The 24,813-nt window shown below is 45.2% G+C and carries 20 protein-coding genes; all 20 read right to left on the bottom strand.

Features of this window, described 5'->3' with window-relative positions; translation table 11 throughout:
* Window positions 1-107 precede the first annotated feature (107 nt).
* The 20 genes from ACW44H_RS18575 to ACW44H_RS18670 all read right to left on the bottom strand — a co-directional run bounded on the left by ACW44H_RS18575 (window position 108) and on the right by ACW44H_RS18670 (window position 24,795).
* A complete protein-coding gene (locus tag ACW44H_RS18575; RefSeq protein ID WP_457505976.1) occupies window positions 108-290 on the bottom strand; it encodes a hypothetical protein in 183 nt (60 codons plus the stop codon).
* A gap of 571 nt (window positions 291-861) precedes the next feature.
* The gene (locus ACW44H_RS18580) at window positions 862-1,821 is read right to left on the bottom strand and encodes a glycosyltransferase family A protein (RefSeq protein ID WP_457505977.1); all 960 of its coding nucleotides are present in this window, start codon (window positions 1,819-1,821) and stop codon (window positions 862-864) included.
* A gap of 194 nt (window positions 1,822-2,015) precedes the next feature.
* The gene (gene tviB / locus ACW44H_RS18585; protein WP_457505978.1) at window positions 2,016-3,293 is read right to left on the bottom strand and encodes a Vi polysaccharide biosynthesis UDP-N-acetylglucosamine C-6 dehydrogenase TviB; all 1,278 of its coding nucleotides are present in this window, start codon (window positions 3,291-3,293) and stop codon (window positions 2,016-2,018) included.
* Window positions 3,293-4,336 carry a UDP-glucose 4-epimerase GalE gene (gene galE, locus ACW44H_RS18590; protein ID WP_457505979.1) on the bottom strand — a complete coding sequence of 348 codons (1,044 nt, stop codon included), beginning with the start codon at window positions 4,334-4,336 and terminating at the stop codon, window positions 3,293-3,295. The genes tviB and galE overlap by 1 nt, the downstream gene beginning before the upstream one ends.
* 29 nt (window positions 4,337-4,365) lie before the next feature.
* On the bottom strand, window positions 4,366-5,919 hold the full coding sequence (locus ACW44H_RS18595; protein WP_457505980.1) for a hypothetical protein: 1,554 nt from the start codon (window positions 5,917-5,919) through the stop codon (window positions 4,366-4,368).
* Window positions 5,920-5,935: 16 nt separating this feature from the next.
* Window positions 5,936-6,919 (bottom strand): D-2-hydroxyacid dehydrogenase, encoded by a 984-nt coding sequence (locus tag ACW44H_RS18600; protein WP_457505981.1) that lies wholly within the window; start codon window positions 6,917-6,919, stop codon window positions 5,936-5,938.
* A complete protein-coding gene (locus tag ACW44H_RS18605) occupies window positions 6,919-7,752 on the bottom strand; it encodes an aldolase/citrate lyase family protein (protein WP_457505982.1) in 834 nt (277 codons plus the stop codon). Before ACW44H_RS18605 ends, ACW44H_RS18600 begins: the two co-directional genes overlap by 1 nt.
* Window positions 7,749-8,417 carry a sugar transferase gene (locus ACW44H_RS18610; protein ID WP_457505983.1) on the bottom strand — a complete coding sequence of 223 codons (669 nt, stop codon included), beginning with the start codon at window positions 8,415-8,417 and terminating at the stop codon, window positions 7,749-7,751. The genes ACW44H_RS18605 and ACW44H_RS18610 overlap by 4 nt, the downstream gene beginning before the upstream one ends.
* Window positions 8,414-9,526 carry a glycosyltransferase family 4 protein gene (locus ACW44H_RS18615; protein ID WP_457505984.1) on the bottom strand — a complete coding sequence of 371 codons (1,113 nt, stop codon included), beginning with the start codon at window positions 9,524-9,526 and terminating at the stop codon, window positions 8,414-8,416. The genes ACW44H_RS18610 and ACW44H_RS18615 overlap by 4 nt, the downstream gene beginning before the upstream one ends.
* 4 nt (window positions 9,527-9,530) lie before the next feature.
* Window positions 9,531-10,766 (bottom strand): glycosyltransferase family 39 protein, encoded by a 1,236-nt coding sequence (locus tag ACW44H_RS18620; protein WP_457505985.1) that lies wholly within the window; start codon window positions 10,764-10,766, stop codon window positions 9,531-9,533.
* Window positions 10,759-11,835: a glycosyltransferase gene (locus ACW44H_RS18625; RefSeq protein WP_457505986.1), complete on the bottom strand. Its 1,077-nt coding sequence runs from the start codon at window positions 11,833-11,835 to the stop codon at window positions 10,759-10,761. The genes ACW44H_RS18620 and ACW44H_RS18625 overlap by 8 nt, the downstream gene beginning before the upstream one ends.
* Before the next feature lie 89 nt (window positions 11,836-11,924).
* Window positions 11,925-13,082, bottom strand: a complete 1,158-nt coding sequence (locus ACW44H_RS18630; protein ID WP_457505987.1) for a glycosyltransferase — start codon at window positions 13,080-13,082, stop codon at window positions 11,925-11,927.
* A 109-nt stretch (window positions 13,083-13,191) separates the two neighbouring features.
* On the bottom strand, window positions 13,192-14,052 hold the full coding sequence (locus ACW44H_RS18635; protein ID WP_457505988.1) for a glycosyltransferase: 861 nt from the start codon (window positions 14,050-14,052) through the stop codon (window positions 13,192-13,194).
* Between the two features lie 325 nt (window positions 14,053-14,377).
* Window positions 14,378-15,262, bottom strand: coding sequence for a glycosyltransferase (locus ACW44H_RS18640; protein WP_457505989.1), 885 nt, complete (start codon window positions 15,260-15,262; stop codon window positions 14,378-14,380).
* Between the two features lie 345 nt (window positions 15,263-15,607).
* Window positions 15,608-16,774, bottom strand: a complete 1,167-nt coding sequence (locus tag ACW44H_RS18645) for a glycosyltransferase family 61 protein (protein ID WP_457505990.1) — start codon at window positions 16,772-16,774, stop codon at window positions 15,608-15,610.
* Window positions 16,775-17,023: 249 nt separating this feature from the next.
* The gene (locus ACW44H_RS18650; protein ID WP_457505991.1) at window positions 17,024-17,956 is read right to left on the bottom strand and encodes a UDP-glucuronic acid decarboxylase family protein; all 933 of its coding nucleotides are present in this window, start codon (window positions 17,954-17,956) and stop codon (window positions 17,024-17,026) included.
* Between the two features lie 321 nt (window positions 17,957-18,277).
* Window positions 18,278-20,002 (bottom strand): ABC transporter ATP-binding protein, encoded by a 1,725-nt coding sequence (locus ACW44H_RS18655; protein ID WP_457505992.1) that lies wholly within the window; start codon window positions 20,000-20,002, stop codon window positions 18,278-18,280.
* 144 nt (window positions 20,003-20,146) lie between these two features.
* A complete protein-coding gene (locus ACW44H_RS18660; protein WP_457505993.1) occupies window positions 20,147-21,469 on the bottom strand; it encodes a UDP-glucose dehydrogenase family protein in 1,323 nt (440 codons plus the stop codon).
* Between the two features lie 67 nt (window positions 21,470-21,536).
* Entirely contained in the window at window positions 21,537-22,559 is a 1,023-nt protein-coding gene (locus tag ACW44H_RS18665; RefSeq protein ID WP_457505994.1) for an NAD-dependent epimerase, read from the bottom strand.
* Between the two features lie 28 nt (window positions 22,560-22,587).
* Window positions 22,588-24,795, bottom strand: coding sequence for a polysaccharide biosynthesis tyrosine autokinase (locus ACW44H_RS18670; protein ID WP_457505995.1), 2,208 nt, complete (start codon window positions 24,793-24,795; stop codon window positions 22,588-22,590).
* Window positions 24,796-24,813: the final 18 nt, after the last annotated feature.

Below are 24,813 nucleotides of genomic sequence, written 5' to 3' on the forward strand. Positions count from 1 at the left end.
GCATGAAAAAACCTGCAGCTTCATTAACACTGCAGGCCTTAAGAAGCATAATTATGTAATATTTTTGACAACAAAAGAGCAACCTTTAGCCTAAGCTTTAAACCCACTTAGGAATCAGGTGAATTTGGATAGCCATCTCCCTTAGAGCCATGACCACCACGTCCCCAACCATGGCCCCAACCATGGCCCCAACCATGGCCCCAGCCATGACCACCGCCACGGCCCCAACCAAAGGTTTGGGTAATTTCTCCCATCGTGCCGATCTCGATTAAAGCTGGACGCTCGTACACTTTCCGCACTTCAGTAATCGCCATTTCAACTCCCCTTTTTTTGCTTTTCTATAGCTTAGTCTGCTCAAGAGCTTTAAAGACCAAGAAAGCCATGCACAGCTCAATGTTTTAACACCAACACCAAAACCTTACATTAAGATACACAAAATTACAATATGCATTGCAATACAAGCACTTTTTTTGAAAAATTATGTACTCTAGGCTCGATAGCCAATAAATCTAGCCAATGCGAGGCTAAAGCATGAGTGCTTGTAGATAAAATTGCTGTGCTGGTGATCTTGTGCTTTGTTCCATGAAATACGAAACTTAAGGCTTTGATCTATGGTGATATTTTCAAACTGGCTTGGATCATTTTGGCACGATACATAACAATCGGCTTAAAAATTCTGGTTTTATAGTCCAGCCAACATGCTGAAAAAAAGTGGTATCGTGCCTAGTTGAATGCTCTCCTTTTAAATGGGGAGATTACCAGGGTTAGGTAGATGCATAGGCAGAGATTCCTTTCTACTAGCTGAAAAGACTCTCAACAAGGATGAATAAGCAGCAAGCTGATTTAATAAAACAATCTTACTTAAACCCTGCCCAATAGCTTTTTATATACCCCCACTACACCATCGGGCATTAGTAAAAAAATGGTTCTTGCCCATTGTGATAAGCCGAATTGAGAATAAAAGAAATTTCTGAATTCTGCATATTCAAACATTCCTTTCATCTTTCGTTGCATTGCCCACCCCAATGCTTTGCGATTTGAGAACATCATCAAGTGCTTTTTCGTAGTTTTTTCTCTTTCGTTAGGCAGCAAAGTTTTGACGGTAACAGTAACAGGATGCATGCTACCGGTTGTTCTGGCGTCTTTGACCACTCCGCTTGCTTCTATATAATAACGGCTTGTAACAATATCTGAAACGTAAATATACTCTACGTTCATTACTGCCTTAAAAAAAAGGTCAGTATCTCCTGCGCGTTTTGTTTTTCCATCTGGGAACATACCTACATTTAAAAGAATTTCTTTTTTTAACAAAACCCCATTAGTATAAAAAATTTCTTTTTTTGCAAGAATTTTTAAAACATCTTCTCGTTGAAACTTACCTGATTCACTTATGTTGAATTTCGCTTTTTCAAAATACTTTTGTGATTTCGAGTAACACACCGTTGCATAGTTATGGCTAATAAATTTGATATCCGGATTTTCAGTGATGATATTTTGACTGGCCATTAAATGAGTTGGAAGCCATTCGTCGTCTGCGTCTAAAAAACCTATCCACTCAGAGCGAGCATTTTTAATGCCCAAGTTTCTCGCAGCGTAACCGCCTGGACCAGGTTTTTCGCGCTGAAAAACGCGAATTCTATCGTCGTTAAACGCAGCTACCTTAGCATAGCTGTCATCTGTTGATGGATCACAAACTATGATAAGTTCAAAATTAGTGAACTCTTGTGATAGTACTGACCTAATCGCCCGTCCTACAAATTTTTCTTTATTGTAAACAGGTATCACCACACTGAAAAATGGCTCTAAATTTTCTGGCGGCATACAAATCCTTTTAAAGCTATATGCTTTAATTCATATTTAAACTAAGACCTAGATGCTGTCTGTTAGTTTATCTTTCAAGAATTTGAAAAATTCACAAAACTTTCCAGGGCGGCCTCAGTGAGCACTTTTGATATTTTACGCTGAAAATTCAGAGCTGATTTTACTCGGCTTACCGAGACCTCTAAGTAAGTCGTTTAAAGTCTCAGATCAGCCTGGCCTTTGGGCAACAAGTATTTCAAGTCATAAAGTACATGAAGAGGCTTACCCCAACTACGCATGGAAGCTACCGATAGCTCTCTAAATTCATTATGTGCAACAGCTAGTATAATGGCATCGTAGGCAGAGGCCTCCGGCGAATCGATGAGTGAAACACCATAGGCCTGCTCGGCTTCCTGTTTATTCACATGCGGATCATAAACATCGGTTTGAATATCATACTCGCCCAGCTCGGCAAGAATATCCACCACGCGCGTATTACGGAGATCAGGACAGTTTTCCTTAAACGTTAACCCCATCACTAGTACCCGTGCGTTTTCTATGTGAATACGCGTCTTAATCATTTGCTTAATCAGTTGGCTGGCAACATATGCGCCCATACCATCGTTGATACGACGCCCGGAGAGAATCACTTCGGGATGATAACCAACCTGCTGAGCTTTATGAGTCAGGTAATAGGGGTCGACTCCGATGCAATGTCCGCCTACTAGCCCGGGTCGAAATGGCAAGAAATTCCACTTAGTACCGGCTGCCGCTAACACTTCTTCAGTATCGATATCGAGACGATTAAAAATAAGGGCTAATTCATTGATCAGTGCAATATTCACATCACGCTGCGTATTTTCGATTACCTTGGCGGCTTCAGCAACGCAAATACTGCTGGCTAGATGCGTACCTGCAGTGATCACACGGCGATAGAGTGCATCCACAAACTCAGCGGCTTCTTTAGTTGAGCCCGAAGTGACTTTCTTAATCGTGGTTACCCGGTGTTCTTTATCGCCTGGGTTGATACGTTCAGGACTATAGCCCGCAAAGAAATCCTGATTGTAAACCAACCCAGAAACACGCTCTACCACAGGAATGCAGTCTTCTTCTGTCGCTCCCGGGTAAACAGTGGACTCATATATGACAACATCGCCCTTACTGACTACTTGGCCTAACGTTTCGCTAGCTTTAATCAATGGGGTCAGATCGGGACGACGGCTTTCATCAATGGGTGTAGGCACGGTGACAATATAAACATTACAGTCACGCAGCGCCTCTAGGTCACTGGCAAAACTAAGCTGAGTAGATTCGGCCAGTAGCTCCGGTTCCACTTCCAAGGTGCGATCAATACCGTCGTTTAGTTCTGCAATGCGTTTAGCATTAATATCGAAACCGATTGTTGGCATTACCTTGCCGAACTCAACGGCCAGCGGCAGACCCACGTATCCCAGGCCGATGACTCCTAAACGAACGTTATCCATGCTCAACATTATGATGCTCCTTGTGATGTAGTATTAATCTCGGTGCGATACCCATGGGGGTTCCGGCGTTGCCAGCGCCAAGTATCAGCAACCATTTCGTCTAAGCTTCTTCTAGCCTTCCATCCCAACTCTTTTTCAGCCTTGCTTGGGTCCGCCCAAAAGGCTGCCAGGTCACCCTCCCGGCGTGGGGCAAACTGATAAGGAATTGGCCTTTCACTGATACGCTCGAAAGCTTCTACCATCTGCAGCACCGACAGCCCTTGGCCGGTGCCCAGGTTATATGCTTGCGCGCCAAGCACGGTTAGACGATCGAGTGCACTAACATGCCCCTCTGCAAGATCCATCACGTGAAGGTAATCCCTTACACAGGTGCCATCTGCGGTGGCATAGTCGTTACCAAAGACCGTTAATGTTGACCTACGACCCACCGCCACCTGGGCGATGTAAGGTAACAAGTTATTAGGTATACCTTGGGGGTCCTCTCCTAATCTGCCCGTAGGATGCGCCCCGATCGGGTTGAAATATCGCAATAGCACTACCGACCAGCGCCCGTCGCTCTGAACCAGATCCTCAAGGGTTTGCTCCACCATTGATTTAGAAGTGCCGTAAGGGTTGGAGGTGCGGCCACGTGGCATGCTTTCTTGGTAAGGCACCGGTGCGTCAGGCCCATAGACAGTTGCCGACGAACTGAACACCAAACGAAAAACACCAGCCTGCTGCATGGCTTTGCAAAGCGTGACCGTGCCTGCCACGTTGGTGTCGTAGTAGGCTAATGGCTGCGCGACACTCTCACCAACGGCTTTCAGACTCGCAAAATGAATCACTGCATGGATATCGTGCTCTTTGAACAACTGATCCAGACAGGCCCGATCGCGAATATCACCTTCGATGAAGGACAAGGTCCGGCCAGCAATTTCTTCTACACGGCGCAACGCTTCTTTTGAAGCGTTGCAGAGGTTATCAAGCACCACCACGTCGTGTCCGGCTTCAAGCAGAGAGAGAGCGGTATGCGATCCAATATAGCCAGCGCCACCGGTGACTAAAACTTTCATAGTAACTTCCCACCTACAACATGAATTATTTAGAACCTGTTAACCCTGAAAAATACATTTTCAACTAATACTTTAACTCTACCTTTAGCAGACGTACGCTGAGAGGTTGGAATAGCAAGCACACCCGGCCAAAGCTTTTCGCATACTGCCAAGTGCATTTTGTCTTGAAGCCGGTCTTCAAAACTGGGTGTAAGGAAGTTATTCATGAGAATACGGTTATTCATGATAGCGGTAGCATCATGATAAATATCGTGATCTTGCATGCCTAAAGAGGCACAGCAGGCAGTCCTATGCTCCCAAAAGAACAAATCGTAATCATCATAGCCTAAAGATGAAAATCCAAACTCTCCCTTGCGCTTAAACTCCTCAAAATAACCATCAACCCGCTTCAGTAGATGGCGAGGATAAAAAGCTTTTTTATACAGGTTACTCATAGCGCGTGCGTCAAGCTCCGGGAAATTCTTGATACCAGAGCGCTTTGTGTACGTAGCTCTTCCTACTTCCGAAGCCTCACCCTTGACTTCCAGAGCGTCCTGAGGAAACCAACGTAGCAAGGCAACCAGCTTTTTAAACTCGGTTGTTTTATGCTTTCGTAGATACGCAGACGTTCTGTCCAGCACGCCAGCTAACTCATTAGCCTCCTCAAGGGGCACGTTTTCAGTATCTATCACATGGTGCTTAACACCGATTAACTTAGCAAATTCGTGTACTTTATTTGCTTCAGCAGTTTCAACCTGATTGCCACAATAGGAGTAGGCCTCGATTTGCTGTCGCCAGTCATGAAAAGCCGACAAACTGATACGGCTATCTTGTCCAAGAGAGAGGCTTACTCGTACGGGGCGACTAGCAACATAAAGTTCAGCCGTTTTCTTGAGGATATCGGCAGACTCAAGCACCACTTCTGTAAAAGTTCTACTGTCTTTATCTAGAGGTTCACGCGGGAATATTCGGACTCTTTTTTTCAACAAGGAACTTATATATACGTTCGCGCCCAATAACTCTATACCCTTGAAAGGGCTCTTATAACCAGGCAAATGCTTTCGGCCTACGCTATAGAACCCTGAATCAATGATTTCTTGTACCTCACTATCCCTTTCACTTCCCACCGTCTCGGCCAATAGCTGAGAATGAGAAGATAAATAGATAGAGTCATCCTGCTGGAAGAAGTAAAGTGAAGCCAAGGCAGTTGCATCACACAGAGCACAAACAGCACCATTTTCAATAAACATTAGTCGAAAACGGCCTGTCAGCTGGTCTACGTAGTCGATTAACTCTGTTCGTAACCTGCCGTCTTCCAACTTACCGACTTCGTTTGCAAGAAAGTGGTCGACTATGTTTTGCTCAAGCTCGCCCGTAAACGGGTTAACGGCATTGCCTACCAATACAACAGCCCCGGTTTGATGAACGCTAGAGAAAACCGATGCCTGGGGATGGTACCTTAATATATAGCCGTTGATTTCTTTTGTTGGCCACGTTTCAAGCTCATTCCATACAGGTGCTGATACATCGGCATGACGGGGATATAGGGCAAAACCACGCGCAAAAAGCATATCGTTAACATTGGAAACATGATTCATAGTCATCTTAGATCCCTGTCCATTAATAACCCGCCGCTTGGTCAACCAACGTGACCATGCGTTGCCCTTTTGAAAATGCAGCATAATTATCGAGGAACACATTCAATGCCCGCTTCAGATAGTGCGGTGTAGTCCCCGACACATGCGGTGTGATCAAAACATCCTCCCGCTTCCACAACGGCGATTCTGATGGTAAAGGCTGCTGTTCGAATACATCCAGAGCAGCACCTTTTAGAATCCCAGAATCTAGCGCCTTGAGCACTGCATCCCCCTTCACTACCCCACCGCGGGAAATATCGATCAGCACTGCACCGGGCTTAAGCTGGCTCAGTAACTTATCGTTTACCAAGCCCCTGGTAGCTTCTGTGAGTGGTAAGCAGCACACTAAAAAATCCGTGCGCGCCAGTTCTGGTCCGATATCCTCAAGGGCAACAACACGATCGACACTTGATATCGAACGAGGAGTGCGTTGAGTGCCGACCACCTGCATATCGAAGGCCTTGGCGCGCCGGGCCAGACTCTGACCAATATGCCCCAAGCCAAGCACTGTGAGCTGTTTGTCTGTCAGTTCATCTAGCCAGCTGCGCTGCCAAAGTGCCTGCTTGGCCAAGTCATGAAAGCGGCCAAACTGCTTGTCAAAATAGAGCATGGTACCCATGGCATATTCGCTCATCGGCGCACCATGCACACCGCTGCTCTTGGTCATCAAAATTGAGGTTTTATCGAAGTCCATGTCCCAGATCTTCTCGACCCCAGCGGAGAGAAAGTGTATCCATCGATATTGGTCCAATCGGGCCAGCGCAGCGGGTAGCCACGGCAGCGTCGGAGTAATGATCACATCGACCTTCGTATTTCTCGGCACTGCCTCTACACTGTCGGCAAAGAGGAACTCCACCTTTGGGAGCGCTGATTGCAAAGTTCGAATTACCAGCGCTTTTTGCTGTGTGATCACCTCGGGCTTCTGGAGATAGAGCACACGACGAATGGGGTCAGAAAGTGATGGCATCAAACCCCACCCCGACTACCCAGACGATAAGCACATTCAGCGAGTTCCCGCTGGTTAGCCAATAACGAGGCTTCATCAGCGCTACGCCAATGCGACTCGGCTTGGCGCAGTTTGTTAATTTCTGACGGGAAATCGAGTGTTTCAAGCAACTCAGCCGAAGTCGCGGCACCAGAGTGGAACGCCCGTGAAAGGATGATCCATTGCGAACCAAGACGAACGTGCTCACCTATCACCGTTTCGGCGGGTAATTCGCCCTGCCCGATACGTGCGACGCCACCCACGCCCCATGTCACGCCTGCCTGGTTGAGAGCGGCGGCGGCGGGGTCTAATAAGCGTGCCGCCATGGGCTCAAACAGAAAGCTCAAGCCCATGCTTAACGAGAGATCATTCAAGCCGATGTGCACTTCGTCACGCCCCGGCGTAAGCAATCCTAGCCAATCGGGCAGTCGCACCAACGAGGCAGCTGTTTCGGCGAGAAAGGTAACCGGGACACGACTATTAACCATATCCAGAAATTGACCCACTTCGTTACGCGAGGAAAACATCGGCAACATCAAGCGTTGGGCGCCATGTGCAATAGCTGCGTCCACTTCTTGGCGGGTCGATGCTTGTAGAGGGTTAAGCCTCACCATCAACTCTGCCTGCTTGAGTACGCTAGCAACGGAGGCGATCTCTTCCAATGAGTGCGCCGCTTTGTGGGTATCCAGATGCCCTTGGCGTTCAGCCTTCCCAAGCACCTCTTGATCCATAAAAATTCGATCCACGCCATGTAGTTCGATAAAAGAAGCTACATCAGGGCTGGCGGTAATCATCATAAAGCTGAGTTGACTCATCGCATTGCCTCCTCAACATCACTATCCCGTGGAGGCTGGCCATTCAGTCGATCACGGTAGGTACGCCAATTCAGTCCCGCCTCCCCATAAACCCCGCCCCCCGTCACAACCACCTTGACTGTCAGCAGCAAGATTCTGAAATCGAATGCGAGGCTTTGCTTATCGACGTACTCAGCGTCAAAAGCTAGTTGCTGTAACCAGCCAAGGCTACGACGCCCCTTCACCTGGGCAAGCCCGGTCAAGCCCGGGCGAACGCTGAAACGTTTTTTATAACTGGGCGGGACTACAGCAGTCTGCTCCATAAGCACAGGGCGAGGCCCTACCACACTCATATCGCCCTTGAAAATATTGATTAGCTGGGGTAATTCATCAAGGCTGGTAGCGCGAATGAAGCGGCCCGCCCGGGTAATCCGCGGGTCGTGGCCGCCACTGACTACCTGCTCCTGATTCTGGTCGATGGACTCAGGGGCACGATGTAACATGGTGCGGAATTTGAAAATCTTGAAGGGCGTTTGTCCGCGCCCGGCTCTCTGCTGCATGAAAAATACTGGCCCCTTGCTATCCAGCTTGATCCATATCGCTACTAATAACAGCAGCGGCGACAGCACAATCAACCCAGCGCCGCTAGTGATTAGGTCGAAAAGTCGCTTAATGCCTTCTCTCATGCCAACTCCATTGCCTCGAGAATCACTTTGTTTACTTTGCGAACATCGTAATGACGTTCGACTAAGTTCCTTGACGCCTCTGCCATCTGCGGCACTAGCGCCGGCTGCTCGACAAACTTACGCATTGCCTCAAGCAGAGGCGCACTAGTGCGCGGCGCTACCAAGAACCCGTTCACACCTTCTTCCACCGTTTCACGACAGCCCGGCGCGTCACTGGTGATGATTGGTCGCCGCATGCTCATCGCTTCGAGCACCGAGCGAGGCGTTCCCTCACGATACGATGGCAGCACGAAAACAGAACACTGCGCTATCCACGGGCGAACATCCGCAACGTTACCAATAAATTCCACCCCCCCTTCTTCCTTCCAACGCTGCAGGTCTTCGGCAGCACATGAGTGAGGTAAGTTAGGATCATGTGGCCCTACTGCAATAAACCGTACCCCAGGGTGCTCAGCTCGCAGCTGGACCGCGGCCTTGCAAAACTCTGCGATCCCTTTCTCCGTCAGCAACCGTCCGATGAACAGGAATGTCAATTTCCCTTCGGGAAGTGGAGTGGCTGGAAAACGCTCTATATCCACTCCTGAACCATAAGTGCGAACGGCCTTAGCAGCATCGCGCAGGATCCCTCTCTCGGTGAATTCCTGCAGGTCATCGGGATTTTGAAAAAAGACTTTATGATTACAGGCAAGACCTGCTCGATAGAGCAGCGTAACGACCTTCATCAAGCGGCGATTCTTGGCGCTATTAGTCGTGAACACATGGCCAAGACCGGTAATCATTGAGTAAATGCGGGGCACACCGGCAGCTTTGGCGGCAAGGCTGCCATAAACCACGGGCTTGATGGTATAACCGAATGTGGCTTTAGGTTTTAACCTTCGAATCAGGCGGTAAAGCGACCAAAGCGTCTTGAGATCGTGTAGCGGATTGATACCGGTACGCCCCATTTCGATCGGGAATATCTCAATGCCAAGCTCCTCAACCTCAGGGAGATAGTCGGCGGTGGGCACTGCCGCTGCCACGACCAAGCCCCGTGCCTGCATATCCTTTACCAGATCCCCTCGATTGGCTATTAGAGAGCGTGCATTGCCAGCAATTATCAGGACGTCCAAGAGATCATTTCCTTGTAAAGCGTATTCGAAAACTATTAAAAGAAGAGGCAGCGAGAATCACGAACAAACCGAGTAACTTGGTTTTATGCCGAATCGCCGTGCCAATATTGTTAACCCCAAGGGCAAATACGAAAGTAATCGCACCAAAGATGAACAACATCGCCACACACTCCTCCCTGTGTTTGAGTTCACCCCAACCACGATAAACACGCCAAGCCAAAAACCAATAAAGAACTGATGAAATCAAGCCTGTTATTTGAAGAGGACTGCGAATATCCCAAGGGAATGGCGAGAAATGAAAATAGATGATACGGGCGGGGATCAACCAGGGTTGTGTATAGGGGTTACCTTGCGCGACGAAGCTAGGGTAAGCCGAGCCCCCGGACGCTTCTCCAGTAAATTTCTCTTCAATAGTCGCACCAATGCCACCTTCAGATTCCCCACCTATTTCGACACCTTTACCCAGTGAGATACCCCCGCTGAGAGTTACCATACCCACAGAAAACAACAGCATGCCAATAGCCAGTACTATCTTGCTAGCATGAAGCTTGGTGACAAATCGCTGACGATCTTTAAAAAGATTATGGTAAAGGAAATAAACAAGGTACGCCGCTACACCCACAAAAGCGGCTACCCAGCCGGGGTGAAATAGAACGGCCACACCGAAGAGTAGCCCACCCCATAACAGCCCAAGCGGCGATTTCCCTGCCACCCAGCGTATATAAAAATAGAGCCCCATTAAGAAGAACATAATGGCTATTTCTTCACGCATAGCCAATACTGAATTAAAAGCACCAAAGGGATAAAGCGCCATAATCATGGCTGCCCAAATAGCGGCACGTTTACCCCAAAGCTGATAGCAGATAATTGCCGTAACAGCGACGACCACGTGGCCAAAAAAGAAGTTGGTAGCAATCAAAAAAAATGGGGACTCTCCTACTACCTTTTGAAATATACCCCCCAGCCACGCATAGTAGCTCGAATGGAATAAAGGTATATTATTAAAAAGTGTATACCAATCCCTGCTAGCAAACTCATCAGCATGGCGAATAAAACGAGCACCATCAGCGGTAGATCCTGGGGGCCGAAAAACCCGTGTATAGTCCAGTATGAACAATAGAGTACGGAACAAGTAAGCGAAAACTAATGGCCATAATAACCAGCGATGCCGATAACCCATCCAAAGGCAATAGACCGCGGTAAGCACAAACAGAATTAGAATAAAAGAGACTTCAGGCATGAGAGGGCAACTGACGCTTCAAGCGGTTGTAGAGTTCAATATGGCGCTCAACTGCGTTATCCACCTTATAGTGTTGCGAATTTTCCAAGGCATTATTGTGTAAACGTTGGCGCAATGATTCATCTTCGATGAGCTGTTTAAGCTTTGCAGTGTAATCTTCGAACTCAACATTGGCGACAAGTCCGTTACCAACGCGTTCTACAATCTCTGAGCACCCCCCTACATCAGTTACGAGTACGGGTAATCCCGTCAATGACGCTTCGATTTGAACAATTGGCAAGCCTTCCCAGGCAGATGACATAATAAACAGATCAGAATCGTGGAGAAGCTGTTTAACATTATTGCTATTGCCAATGAATTTAACTTTATGATCAATACTTAGATCTTCTACCAAATGCTTTAACTTTTCACTTTGTGAGCCCTCCCCCGCAACAGTAAGGGTAAAATCCTGATCGGTTAATTGTGCGATAGCTTGGAAGAGCAGTTGATGGTTTTTTTGAACGGATAAAGTACCAACTGAGACTATTTTAAGAGGCCTACTTGGTATGTACTCTTTCTTAACGATGATCCTGCCGCTATCGACACCATTATCGATATGGACGACCTTCCGTGACGTAACGCTTTTCAAAAGCTTTGTACAAGCACCGCAAATGCCAATATACGCTGACGTGCGTAGATCGAGAAATTTGTAAAAAAATGGCTTAGCTTTTAGCTTTATGTTGTGGTGCGTGTATACATGAGGCACACCGAACTGGAAGAGCGAGAAAACTGCGCCATAGTAAAGATGAGAATGTAGGATATCGGGCTTGAAGATACGGCATAACCGAGATAGGCCGACAATACCTTTGTAAGGATTTTTTCTACATAAGCCCCCGAGAAAACCATACTCAACACCGTATTGCGTTAGTTCAGCAAGAAACGATGCCTCAAACTCAGCATCACGACCTGATTCAGACGCACGATCAAGCAAAACAACAAATACGGAATGACCTTTTGCCGACATCGACTTGGATAAATCTTTTACATATATTTCCGCACCACCAGCCGCTGCGGAAGAAATAACATGCATTATTCTCATTACAAAAAAGCCCTAGAAGAATTATTCAAAAAACTATTTTCAAAGAACTATATCTCGCTTTATTACTTATAACCGAGCAATTACTTGTTAACTACTGATTCATATAAAGCTTCAAGTCTTACCATTTCTTCTTTATATGAAAAACCAGCTTCCTGAATTTTTTTCCATGCAATGCTTCTTTCATTTACAGAGCCAACATGATCGCTAAGCCTTTCATTTACAAAAAATGCCACACACTCTAACCATTCTTTATAACCAGAAATATCAATTGATAACCGCTTGGTAATATTTTTATTGATTACAACTTCATTTGTTATTTTGTCAGAAATCAAGCAAGGAAGCCCGCAAGCCTGTGCTTCTAAAACTGCGTTAGGAAACCCTTCGTAAAAACTTGGAAATAAAAATATATCTAATGCAGAAAAAAGACTGGGCATATCTTCACGTTTACCAAGAAATAAAACTTTATCACCCAGGCCTAATTCATCTACCAAACTCATTACATTCTGTTTTAAACTACCTTCTCCAATAAGCAGTAATTTAGCGTCTATGCCTGAGTTAATCGTCTTTTTTAAGACATTGACGGCAAACTCCTGATTTTTTGCAGGAACAAAAGCCCCAACATTTCCCAGCAAACAAGTACTACTATCGATTCCCAAGCTTTCACGGAGCGCAATTCTTTCCTCTGGCAAAAAATGAAATTTATCAAGATCAATGCCATTGTTAAGAACATTAAAATTTCCATTTTTACCAAACAACCACTCTCCAGCAAGCTGGCTAACAGAAACTTTCGTTATTTTATCAGCTAAAGCCTGAATTCGGACTTTATTTATCTTATGGAGAAACTGAGTTAAATTGGAGCCCGCCGCCCCTGCATTTCTACTGTGAATAATTACTTTCACATTATTCTTTAAAGCAAATAAAACTGGGTCGATATAACTCAGTGTATTCACATGAAAGTGTAATATATCAAATTCACATTCACGAAATAGTTCTTTTAAATCCCTTTTATTTTTCCAAATATTTTTTCTACGCGACGTTATGTCGTAGAATTCACAGCCCATTTCTGATAGTTCTTCATAAAAACAAGGGAAAGATGATGTAGAATTTATAAACGAAAATGAAAATTTTTCGTTATTGATGTTGGAAGATATTTTATGAAGATACGTTTCAATTCCACCACGATTTAAACTTAAACCGAAATGTAAGACCTTAATTTTGTCTGTTTTCATAACTTGCATTCATCATCCCTAAAACTGCGTATATAAGATCGATCACTAAACAAGCGCAGCGTGATTAAACATGACCAATAATTAAAATAAAAAGATATAGCTCAACTCCCAAAAAAAACTAACTATCAAAGTATTTTATTCTTTTATTCATTTTAAGTCTTAAGCGCCAGTACTGCAAGTAACGTACAGGCAAAAAATATCTATAAAAATAAGGTTTAATGATTTTACGGTAAACAAACTTACTATCTTTCATTTCTTTTTTAAGCTTTGGATCAGAAAAAAATCTAGAAAGTATATAAGAAGTGGCCGCCCTTGAGTATGAGAGTTCAATATAGTGCCAAATAAAACAATTATCCTTACTAAGCAAACTAAATTTTTGATTTTTAGAATCGTTCCTCAAATAATTAAAACTTGTAGGGAGAGGATAGAATTTTATATCGGGAATGTTAACCAAAATATGAGTTAATTCTTTTTGATCTTTAACCAGATTGTTATTTACAATTACTGAATTCCACCTTGAAAAAAAATCTTTCACCAATTCTGTTTTTTTAAACAGCATAACACCTGAATTAAATTCACCATACCGCTTAAGTATTTCAAATTTCTCTTTAGGTTTTTTTTCAGAGGATAAGTCACCAATTGAAAGAGGTTCAGGCCGGATTAAAAGATCGTATTCAGTTAGCAAATCGCTACAAATTGAAAGGTCGCATTTTACTTCAGTATCAGCGTCTATAAATATTGTTTTTTCAAACGGGCTTAATTCGTATAGATCTGTTTTATAAAAGCGACTGTGCGAAGAGGGCTCATCAAAATATTTCACAATGACATTTATATCACTGATTTCTACATCTGGTACGTTTGTTACAATACAAACGCTGAGGTTCGGATTGAATTTGCGTAATGTTTGCAAAGAAAATAGTGCCTGCGCTAAATAGACACGTCCAAACGCTACATAAATTACACCAAACGCATTATTCACAAATATTCCTTTTAATATAATTAGTTTCGAGTTACGTGAAACTGGTCACACGGTTAGTAAATAGCCCTAGAATTTTTATCTCAAAATCTTCATTACTGTAATCACTAGTTAATATTGCTAGCCTTTAAGCTTACTTTATTTTTGGATATACATGCGAAGGTTTCCCTTTCTTTTGTAAAGCGCAACTTGAACATTTAAAAATATCGACTACTCAAGCTACATAATGAACTCCTGAAAAACACTTGCCGGATTAGTTACTAGCGATTGATAGCAGCTGGCTTCGGTAATAGCCCAGAGAGCTTATTTGTATAGCATTATAAAAGCATCAAATTCTTTGTGGTTTGTCCCAGCCATTGATCAATCTAATGCGATAATAACAACTCATAATTTTCATGTAATATGAAACTATATAAGCCGCACATTTTTCTACAAAGGTAGTTTCATTATTTCTTATTATTTTCTTAACGCCTCTGAGAGGAGGTACTAATGCCCTAACTGCAAGTATAACTTGTTCATGCTTTGAAAACGTTTTGCCTTTTGAAAAGCTGACTGCTACAACGCCTCCAGCAACTCTTCTTGCTTTCATAAGTAGCTCTCTGACACTTTTTCGTGCCGGGTGCTTAACAATAATATTTTCTGAATAAGTAATATTGATACCTTGTTTATACGCTCTCAAGCCCCATTCTGTATCTCCACCAGAAAAGAGCTTTTCATTAAATAGGCCCACAAGATCAAAGTTCTTAGCCCAAGTAATCATATTTGCTGTTACTGAGGCGCCCTTATAGGCATTCGACTTTTGATCAAATGCATATATTTTATCGTAAGCTTCAGCAAAATTTAATTTCTTTGAACTTCCAAAAATTTGGATTTTGCCCGCCACACGTTCACTACCATTACAAAGCAAACTTGCTGCAGCCTCAACCCAATTTTCAAGGGGTATGCAATCAGAATCAGTAAATGCTAATATTTCACCTTTAGCTGCTCTTATTCCACTATTTCTTGCAGCATATGAGCCATGTTTAGCTTCATTTAGCAACACAATATTATCTAAATTACAAAAAGAGTTTGGTATAGGATCTTCGGGGTCGTTATTAACAATAATTATTTCAAAATAGTGCTTAGGGTAGGTTTGCTTTTTCAACGCTTCTACACATAAAGCAAGCCGCACCCAATCATGGTAAATGGGTATAATTATTGATACAAACACCATTACTAAATTACTCGATAAATGATTGGTAAACTAAAAAGCAGAAGCGGCAAGCGGCTGCGACTGACTCGAACTCTCGTTGGTGTAGGCTCATCCGTGCGAACAGGGATAAATACTAATTAAAAAACTATATTAGCTAAGTAATAATTTTTAAAACTGTACTGAAGTATGCAAAACCCATTTATCAGTTTTCTTATAAATATATATATAGTGACACCAAATTTTATGAAGTCTTTAAAGCCGTTAGTCCAAAGGCAAAGATAATTTTATATATAAATCATATTTAATTTCATAGCCAGTAATGTACCAACTTTTAAATGATTAATCTTATTATAGTGCTTATCATCTTCATGCAAAAAAATTAACTATCTTTAAAACCGATTCAACTTGATCATTCGAAACAACTATATCCCCAGTGATGCCGCTATCATCACTTTCTACTTGGCGACATATATAAGGGTAATAAATTAATTTATTTTGCTCAGCCAGGATCTTAAAACAAGGGTTTAAATGTTTTTCCGATAAAAAATCGATGACTACTGCTCCAGGATTGCACCAAACCAAGTTAGTTAAAGAAGCGCCATGAGGCGCACAAATTATAGAAGCGGAGGAAAAGAGCTGCTGCTGTTCAGCCAAGCTTAATCCGTTCAGCGTATGCACTTCAAATCCTTTTTCGTACAGAAGGTCACGGAGGATGCTTTCATTAGCAACCCGCCTTCGACTCGCATCAGCGCGTGATACGAAGATAAGGCGCTTCCCTTTTGGCGATCTTGGCAACCATCCACTCATCTCATGTATTGCATGACATAGCCACGGCGGCAAATTAACAGAGCCCTTGTCTCTAATTGGTATAATCAGTTCACCGACTGTTACTACATCATGCTTGGCGTAAGGAATCACCTGTGACTCTTGTATGCCGCACAGATTCATAACATCCCACTGCCATGGCGTATTGGAGTGAGGTACAAGATAATAATCGGGTTGATGATTAGCAGGAAGGTGTTGTTTTATATACCAAATATCGACAATTACATCACTCCAGAAGTGATAATAGTTGGTATTTTCCCACACACTGTTTCCCAACAGCGCAACTTTACCAAAAATGGTTACAGAATTTTCTTTTTTCGTCCAATGACTAAAATTGCTGCGAATTAATCCCAGAAAATAGGTTAGAGACTGTAAGTGAGGATATTCTAAAGGACGATAGCTTTTGGTGCAAACTATTGCCTTACGTGAATCTGGATGATGCTGAAGATGATTTAAAGGTTTACACATCAGCAATTTCCCGCTTGGCAGAACACATACGCCCGACAACTCTACCGGGCTATAGGATTTCCAAACCACAGGCTCGGAACTTAGCTCTGGTATGTGCTTGTAATTAGAATTTTCACTCCCTTGTACAACGAGTTCATCTCTATACCATACTGAAAATTTGCATTTTTCCGGGCTAACAAACCAGACATCTTTTAGCAGTATCAGGGGCTTTTGTAGAAGTGACTTTATTAGTTTTTTCACTACAGGCCTCATGAATTTTCTTGTTGTACTAAATATCTGATTGCTTACTTTGTTGTAGGTGCAGCAATGAAAACACCGACTTGAAAATGCCTCATTTCCCGTATAATTAATTGGACTAGCATCAAAAAATTTAGCTTTACCAACAAAACGTTTTCTAAAGGTGCTTCTGCGAATTAAGCGTCAAGACGTCTCACGGGTATGTTATCGCAAAGTGATTTCTAGATTAACATTCAAAGCACCACTATTAAGTTATAGAACCCCTGTGAAATAGCCGATCGTTTTCATCAGTCCCTCTTCCAGTGCGACACTAGGCTTCCATCCCAGCTTCTCTTTTGCCTGGCTAAGGTCGGGGCGCCGTTTTCTTGGATCATCCATTGGTAGAGGCTTATATATTAGTTGGCTGCTACTTCCCGTTAGTTTGATGACCTTCTCCGCGAGTTCAAGCATCGTAAATTCACTATCGTTGCCCAGGTTGATAGGTCCGGTCACTTTTTCTGAATTCATGAGAATCATCAACCCGTCAACCAGATCATCAACATAACAAAAACTACGAGACTGCTGGCCGTCTCCATAGATAGTGATATCCTCTCCATTTAGTGCCTGCATGATAAAGTTGCTAACCACCCGGCCATCGTCTGGTTGCATACGCGGCCCATAAGTATTAAAGATACGCGCTACTTTTATATCTAAGTGATACTGTCGATGGTAGTCGAAGAAAAGCGTCTCGGCACAGCGTTTACCTTCATCATAGCAGCTTCTTATGCCAATAGGATTGACATTACCCCAGTAGGTTTCAGGCTGAGGGTGCACTTCAGGATCACCATATACTTCGCTTGTTGATGCTTGCAAAATTCTAGCTTTAGTCCGCTTAGCCAAGCCCAGAAGATTAATAGAGCCATGTACGTTAGTCTTTACGGTCTGCACAGGGTCATTCTGATAGTGTAGTGGGCTTGCCTGGCATGCGAGATTGTATATTTGATCAACCTCCACATACAAAGGGAAATTAACATCATGCCGGATAAGTTCGAATCTAGGATTTTCTAATAGCTTCAGGATATTATCCTTGCTACCCGAAGAAAAATTATCAACACAAATGATATTATTTTCCTCGCTAAGTAAGCGCTCACACAAGTGTGATCCGATAAAGCCTGCGCCGCCAGTCACTAGTATTGTACTTTTCATTGCTCCTCCTTTTACTGCGGTTAATTTAGAGCGATTCCTATATTCACCGGGAGGAGCACTCTAATAATCAAAAAGGCATTGCCACCATTAAAATCTTAGATAGCTTAGTATTTAAGGATCAATAAACTTTTTAGAAAGCTTTACGCCTGTTAAAAACAGGCGTTAACCACCCTCGTCTGAAAAACTTTATGTACATATTTTCTTAAGACGAAGATTAGCTGTCTGACAATACAGGCGAAAAAGGAGGATCTTATACCCATCGCTTCGGTGCGATAACCAGCTTATAAGTAAAACGGAAATTTATGTTTAACACCTTACTTGTTATGCATGTTGCGCCATGCGCTGGAAGGTTTGATTACGCTGGACCAAGTCGGAATAATTGCCAAAGTCAATCACTCGCCCTCCTTCCATCAGGTAAACACAATCACATTGTTTAACAGTAGCAAGGCGATGAGCGATCATGACGATAGTTTTCTTACCCGAGAAGTCGTGAATGGCGTCCATGATCAGCTTTTCGGTGATGCCATCCAACGCACTGGTCGCTTCATCCAAGATCAGCACGTCTGCATCGTTGTAAAGCGCACGAGCAATACCAATACGCTGGCGTTGGCCGCCGGATAGTTGCACGCCACGCTCGCCAACCCGCGTATCCAAGCCATTGGGCAGTTCCGCAATCAGTTCGTCCAGGTGCGCCATGCTGGCTGCCCGCTTGACGTTTTCTTCTTCGATTGCTTCCGGCGGTAGGCCAAAGGCAATATTCTCGCGGATACTGGTGTCGGCCAGAAATATCGCCTGGGGCACGAAGCCCAAGCTATTTTGCCACGCACGGCGATTGCTATCGGTGACAGGTATTCCATCCACCATTAATGCTCCCTGCTGAGATTCGAGCAGGCCAAGCAGCAAGTCAATAGCCGTAGACTTGCCGGAGCCAGAGGCCCCCACTAGGCCGATCACTTGATTGGCAGGGATCTCCATTGTCAGGTTTTTGAGAGCAGGTTCTTCCTTGCCGGGATAGGTGAAAGTTACATCCTTAAGCTGGATTGATTGACGTGGCCGCCATTGATTATCTTGCTTTTCATTGAGTGAGACGCTTCCACTCTTTTGGGAAGTTTGGGAGCTAGCACGCAGATCATCTCGTAGGGTATCGAAGGCGGCAAGATTACCGCGGATATTTGAGATGCTGGTATACACTTGCTGGAAGGCTGGTAGCAGCTTAAATCCCGCCAACGCATAGACAGAAAGCACCGGTAGGATGCTACCAAGATTACCTTCATAGGCAGCCAACAGGTAAAGAATCAAGAGGATCACACTACAAAAGGCAACCAACTCCATAGCGTAGCGGGGAACCTGGCCCATCGCCTGGTTGGTTCCTTGGGCCCGCGCCAAACGAGAGCTAGCCATGTCGAAGCGTTCTGTAAATACGGCCTGGCGGCCGAGCAACAGGGCATCTTTAATCCCGCCAAAACCCTCGGACATAAGTTTGAATCGAGTCCGTTGGGCTTTGGTGATTCCCTTTCCGTTGCGAATCAGCCGCTGGCGCACTATACGATAGAGCAGCATATAGGCCACGGAGAATATCACCGAGCCAGCCAGAGCCACCATCGGATTGTAGATAAAGATCGCCACAGCCATCATCGTCGCCATTACCAGTTTAGCGTTCATCTGCATTAGCGGCTTGATGATGCTAGTCGTGATGCGATCACACTCCTGCGAGATCTGGCTAGTCAGTTGGGTGCTGCTGCCACTAGCGTGGAACAGCCAAGGCTGATACATGTAATAGTTGTATAGTCGGCTACTAAGCTCAGCGCCCACTTGGGCGCCATATATGGAAAGCCGCCATATAGTGTACATGGAGATCAGTGCTGAACCTGTGAGCACCACTACTACTAGGATGCCAATAAAGAATAGAAAAGTGCGTGGCTCTGAAAAGCCGCTGGCTTCATAGAGCGTTGCGATCATGCCATCGCCCTGAAGCTGACTTATATCGCCCACCAAGGCCATGAATGGACCGATGGAGACCACCCCAGCGATCTCTGCTATGGACATTAACACCACCAAAACCTGCAAGCGCAAAAGTTTTTGTCGCTGCTCGGTGGTAAGTAGAGAATAGAGTTCTTTGAGCTGAGTCAGCATAGTATCGACAACTTAAAAAAAACAGCGAGAGGGAGGCAACGCGCAACGTTACTTTATTTATCGTCCTACCGAATAGTAAACGAAGCCTTTATCAACCATGCGGTGCGGTTCGAACATATTGCGCCCATCAAACAGGATCGGGTCGTTGAGCTGAGATTTAATAAGCTCAAAATCCGGTGCACGGAAACTCTGCCATTCAGTCACTATGATCAGTGCACTTGCGCCCTTCAAGGCGGCTTCTTTGGTGCCACAAAGAGTCAGATCATCACGCGTACCATAGATGCGCTGCGTCTCTTCCATGGCTTCAGGATCGTATGCCTGCACGTTGGCACCCGCTTGCCATAAGGCTTCCATCAGCACACGACTTGGTGCTTCACGCATATCATCAGTGTTTGGCTTGAAAGAGAGCCCCCACACAGCAAAGGTCTTGCCTGCTAGCTGCCCTTCGAAGTGGCGATGTATCTTCGCAAACAGCGTGGTCTTTTGTTCCTGATTTCGCGCTTCAACGGCCTTGAGCAACTTAGCGTCAAAATCAATGTCACCAGCCGTGCGAATTAGCGCCTGAACGTCTTTAGGGAAGCATGAGCCTCCATAACCTACCCCAGGGTAAATAAAATGGTAGCCGATACGTGGATCGGAACCTATCCCTTGGCGAACCATCTCGATATCGGCACCTAACAGCTCAGAGAGATTGGCTATCTCATTCATGAAGCTTATCTTGGTCGCCAGCATACAGTTAGCCGCATATTTGGTGAGCTCCGCACTTCTCACATCCATAACGATGACTTTGTCATGGTTACGATTGAACGGCGCATACAACTCGCGCATCACCTCAATGCTGGCCTCGTTCTCGGTGCCAATGATAATTCGGTCGGGTTTCTGGCAATCGGCAACTGCGCTACCCTCTTTCAGAAACTCCGGATTGGACACTACATCGAAGTTAAGGTCTTCCCGGTCACGCTTGGCAAGGACTTCCGCCACCTTGGCTTTTACCTTGTCGGCGGTACCCACTGGCACTGTTGATTTGCCGATGACTATCTTATCGCACTGCATGTGTTCGGCAATGGTTTGCGCCACTGCCAGCACATATTTTAGATCAGCGGAGCCATCTTCGTCTGGTGGCGTTCCCACAGCAATGAACTGTACTTGGCCATGCTTCACGCCTGCTTCAGCATCGGTAGTGAACTCTAACCGACCTGCTGCGTAGTTCTCTTTCACAAGAGATTCCAATCCTGGTTCATAGATAGGAATATGCCCCTGGGTTAGCCGCTCGACCTTCTTTCCATCCACGTCGACACACACCACATGGTGTCCCACATCAGCCAAAATAGCGCCTTGCACAAGGCCTACATACCCTGTTCCAAAAACCGTGACGTTCATGATATTCCTTTCCTATTACTTGTGTGTCTCAACGACTGCTAAGGTGCAGTCTCGGCCGCGATAGTACTCACACTTGATAGTAATCACGGTACCAAGCGACAAAGTTTGCAACCCCTTCTTTTACCGGCGTAGCGGGTTGGTAATCAACGGCTTTTTTGAGCTCACTGCTATCGGCATAGGTATCGGGAACATCACCTAGCTGTAGCGGTAGTAGATCCTGCTTGGCAGTTTTGCCCAGTGCTTGCTCAAGCGCCTCGATATAAGCACTCAGCTTCACCGGGTTATTATTGCCGATGTTAAAGAGCCGGTAAGGGGCATTGCTGGTAGCGGGATCTGGCTCATCGCTATTCCAGTCGGCATTGGCTTCTGCTATCTGGTCACTGGCTCGAATGACACCTTCTACGATATCACCCACATAGGTGAAATCACGGGTATGGTTACCATGATTAAAAACCGAAATAGGCTCGTCCGCTAGGATGCTCTTGGTGAACTTAAACAATGCCATATCCGGCCGGCCCCAAGGGCCATAAACGGTAAAGAAACGGAGTCCTGTCGTTGGTAGGCCAAATAGATGGCTATAGCTGTGGGCCATCATTTCATTGGCTTTTTTAGTGGCTGCATAAAACTGTAGCGGATGATTGGCGCCAGCATGTTCAGAGAAAGGCATGCTTGTGTTAGCACCATAAACAGAACTAGTGCTAGCGTAAGTCAGATGCGGCGTTTTAGCGTAACGACAGGCTTCTAATACGTTGGTAAACGCAATGATGTTGCTTTCCACATAGCTATGCGGGTTTTCAATTGAATAACGCACACCCGCTTGTGCCGCCAAATGAATCACACGATCAAAATTGTGCTCTTCAAAACAGTCGTTTACTGCTTTTTGATCTGCTAAATTTTCACGAATAAAGTGAAACGGCGTTCCTGTCTCTGTTGATAAAGCGTGCAGCTTCTCAAGACGCCGTTCTTTAATATCAACATCGTAATAATCATTGACGCTATCAAACCCAACGACTTCATCGCCTCTTTCCAATAGACGACTGGCGGTGTGAAAACCAATAAAACCTGCCGCACCGGTCACAAGAATCTTCATATTATCTCCTTTTAAATCCGTAGCTTACCTACTGATACTTGTAGGTGCCGTATCCGTAATAGCCTGATGCGCCTCTTGAGGAGATTTTAACGCCGTTAAGGATCGCTCCTTGTATTTGGATGCCGCTACCTTCAAGGCGTTTTTTAGCCATTTGAATTTCACGGACCGTATTCTTGTCGAACCTTGCCACCATTAGTGTTGTGCCACAATGTTTACCAGCGACACAGGCATCTGTTACAGCTAAAACAGGCGGAGTATCTACAATTACCATGTCGTACATTTCGCTTAAATCTTCCAATGCTTGCTCAAACCCAGGCCGCATCAGTAGCTCAGAAGGATTGGTTGCCACGACACCCCGGGTAATAACATCATAATGAGCGATCCCCGTGGGCTTAATAATTTCTTCTAGCGTTAGCTCGCCACTGAGAAATTCGACCAGTCCGCCTGAGCTCGCTTGGCCAAAGGCGTGATGTAAGTTACCTTTTCGTAGATCTGCATCAATAATAAGAACTTTCTTACCCGCCATTGCAGAGATAGCACCTAAATTGATACTGACAAAGCTTTTACCTATCCCAGGACTTGGCCCTGTCAACATGATCCGATTATTACGCCCATCCATCATGGTAAAGTGAAGGCTAGTGCGTAAGCCTCGTAGCGACTCGAGAGAGAGATCCATCGGATCTCGCTGGGCCAACACGCCTCCCACCACACTTTTGGACGTCTTTTTTCCACGCCGTTTTAGTTCCCGATTGAGTTTACGCTGCGACGAAGATTGCGGCACAGTGGCATAGACCGTTAAGCCCGCACCTTCAATTTGCTCTGACGACTCAACACCGCGTTTTAAAAGTTCTTTTAATACGACATAGCCGATAACAAGCAGTAAGCCCAAAACGGTATAAAGTAAGAAGATACGTAAAACGTTAGGAGCGACTTGCCCATTGAGCACAGCACTGTCGATAATCCGAATATTGCCAATAGTCCCAGCCCTGGCAACTTCGAGTTCCTGTACTTTATTGAGAATATTAACGTATATCGCCTGCGTCACCTCAACGTCACGCGTACGTCTTAACACTTCTTGCTGAGCAGCAGGTAACTCGTTAACCCTGGCGTTGAGCTCCTGTAAATCTTGCTCTATCTGGCGGCGCTGACGAAGTAGGGCTTGATAGTTGGGGTGGCTGGGGGTGAAGCGCTGTGCAAGCTCGGCTTCTTGAAACTCCAGTTCGTCAAGACGAGTATCTAACTCTATATAACGCTGGATAGCCGCTTGAGCCTCACTGCTAAGATCAACACTGTCCAGATTGGAGCGGTAGTCATTTAGATTTTGCTCCGCCAAATCCAGTTGCTCGCGGAGCTCTGGTGCTTGTTCCTGCAGAAACTCTAGGCTTTGCTGTGCCTGCTCGGATTGACGCTCAATATTCTGGGTTAAAAAAGTTTGTGCCACGGCGTCTAAACTACGCGTAATCTCCCTTGGCTCTTCCCCGTACATCATTAAACGAATCATTCCCGTTGTGGTGCCTGCTCCACCTACTTCAGCTACTTGCAAACGGCTGGCAATTCCTTGAATAGCCGATGTCTTATGTTGCCGGGTCAGTACATACTGCGCGCCTTCGGCAGCATCAAAGCTTTCAATAGTGAGCTCAAGGTCGCCTTCATAAAATACTTCAGGCTGCCCTAGCGTGCCCGTTACTGCACGATTATCCCCTTGCATAACAAAATAGGTGTCTTCAGGGCCTCGCTCTACAGTAAAGCTTTGCCCGCGGCGGCTCTCATCGGTATTAAAACGAGCAACATTGATGCTCTCATTACCCCATACATGCGGATAACCCACCATAAAGTCAGGGCGTGTGATCCCCTTGCGTAGTACAAAGCCACCGATAAAAGGTAATTTAACGGGAGAAATATTGAAATCGCCATCTACCCGCTCCACCACTTGGCCAAGCACCATCCGCGACTGCAGAATTTGCAGCTCTGCCGATGTGTTTAGCTCACCTGAGCCGGTCCCTGCCCCTGTGACATTCTCAACATTGCCAAGTGGACTAACGGTATTGCGCCTTTCAACTTGCACCAGTGCATCGGCGCGATAAATCGGCGTCGCCAGCATGCCCTGCAGAATACCAATCAATGCGAACACTAGAGTAACGCCTATGATTAGCCACTTCCTATGAAAAAGCGCGCCAAACAGTCGGCTCAGGTCAATCGTGTCTTCCGGCGTATTCTTCTGGGATGAGTCTGACATTGGTTCTATCGCTACACT

The sequence above is a fragment of the Vreelandella sulfidaeris Esulfide1 genome (assembly GCF_054072535.1).

What these genes read in the sequence shown, in the direction of transcription:
- ACW44H_RS18580 (WP_457505977.1), bottom strand. Translation starts at nt 1,821, where the DNA reads ATGCCGCCAGAAAATTTAGAGCCATTTTTCAGTGTGGTGATACCTGTT.
- tviB (WP_457505978.1), bottom strand. Translation starts at nt 3,293, where the DNA reads ATGTTGAGCATGGATAACGTTCGTTTAGGAGTCATCGGCCTGGGATAC.
- galE (WP_457505979.1), bottom strand. Translation starts at nt 4,336, where the DNA reads ATGAAAGTTTTAGTCACCGGTGGCGCTGGCTATATTGGATCGCATACC.
- ACW44H_RS18595 (WP_457505980.1), bottom strand. Translation starts at nt 5,919, where the DNA reads ATGACTATGAATCATGTTTCCAATGTTAACGATATGCTTTTTGCGCGT.
- ACW44H_RS18600 (WP_457505981.1), bottom strand. Translation starts at nt 6,919, where the DNA reads ATGCCATCACTTTCTGACCCCATTCGTCGTGTGCTCTATCTCCAGAAG.
- ACW44H_RS18605 (WP_457505982.1), bottom strand. Translation starts at nt 7,752, where the DNA reads ATGAGTCAACTCAGCTTTATGATGATTACCGCCAGCCCTGATGTAGCT.
- ACW44H_RS18610 (WP_457505983.1), bottom strand. Translation starts at nt 8,417, where the DNA reads ATGAGAGAAGGCATTAAGCGACTTTTCGACCTAATCACTAGCGGCGCT.
- ACW44H_RS18620 (WP_457505985.1), bottom strand. Translation starts at nt 10,766, where the DNA reads ATGCCTGAAGTCTCTTTTATTCTAATTCTGTTTGTGCTTACCGCGGTC.
- ACW44H_RS18625 (WP_457505986.1), bottom strand. Translation starts at nt 11,835, where the DNA reads ATGCATGTTATTTCTTCCGCAGCGGCTGGTGGTGCGGAAATATATGTA.
- ACW44H_RS18630 (WP_457505987.1), bottom strand. Translation starts at nt 13,082, where the DNA reads ATGCAAGTTATGAAAACAGACAAAATTAAGGTCTTACATTTCGGTTTA.
- ACW44H_RS18640 (WP_457505989.1), bottom strand. Translation starts at nt 15,262, where the DNA reads ATGGTGTTTGTATCAATAATTATACCCATTTACCATGATTGGGTGCGG.
- ACW44H_RS18650 (WP_457505991.1), bottom strand. Translation starts at nt 17,956, where the DNA reads ATGAAAAGTACAATACTAGTGACTGGCGGCGCAGGCTTTATCGGATCA.
- ACW44H_RS18655 (WP_457505992.1), bottom strand. Translation starts at nt 20,002, where the DNA reads ATGTCCATAGCAGAGATCGCTGGGGTGGTCTCCATCGGTCCATTCATG.
- ACW44H_RS18660 (WP_457505993.1), bottom strand. Translation starts at nt 21,469, where the DNA reads ATGAACGTCACGGTTTTTGGAACAGGGTATGTAGGCCTTGTGCAAGGC.
- ACW44H_RS18665 (WP_457505994.1), bottom strand. Translation starts at nt 22,559, where the DNA reads ATGAAGATTCTTGTGACCGGTGCGGCAGGTTTTATTGGTTTTCACACC.
- ACW44H_RS18670 (WP_457505995.1), bottom strand. Translation starts at nt 24,795, where the DNA reads ATGTCAGACTCATCCCAGAAGAATACGCCGGAAGACACGATTGACCTG.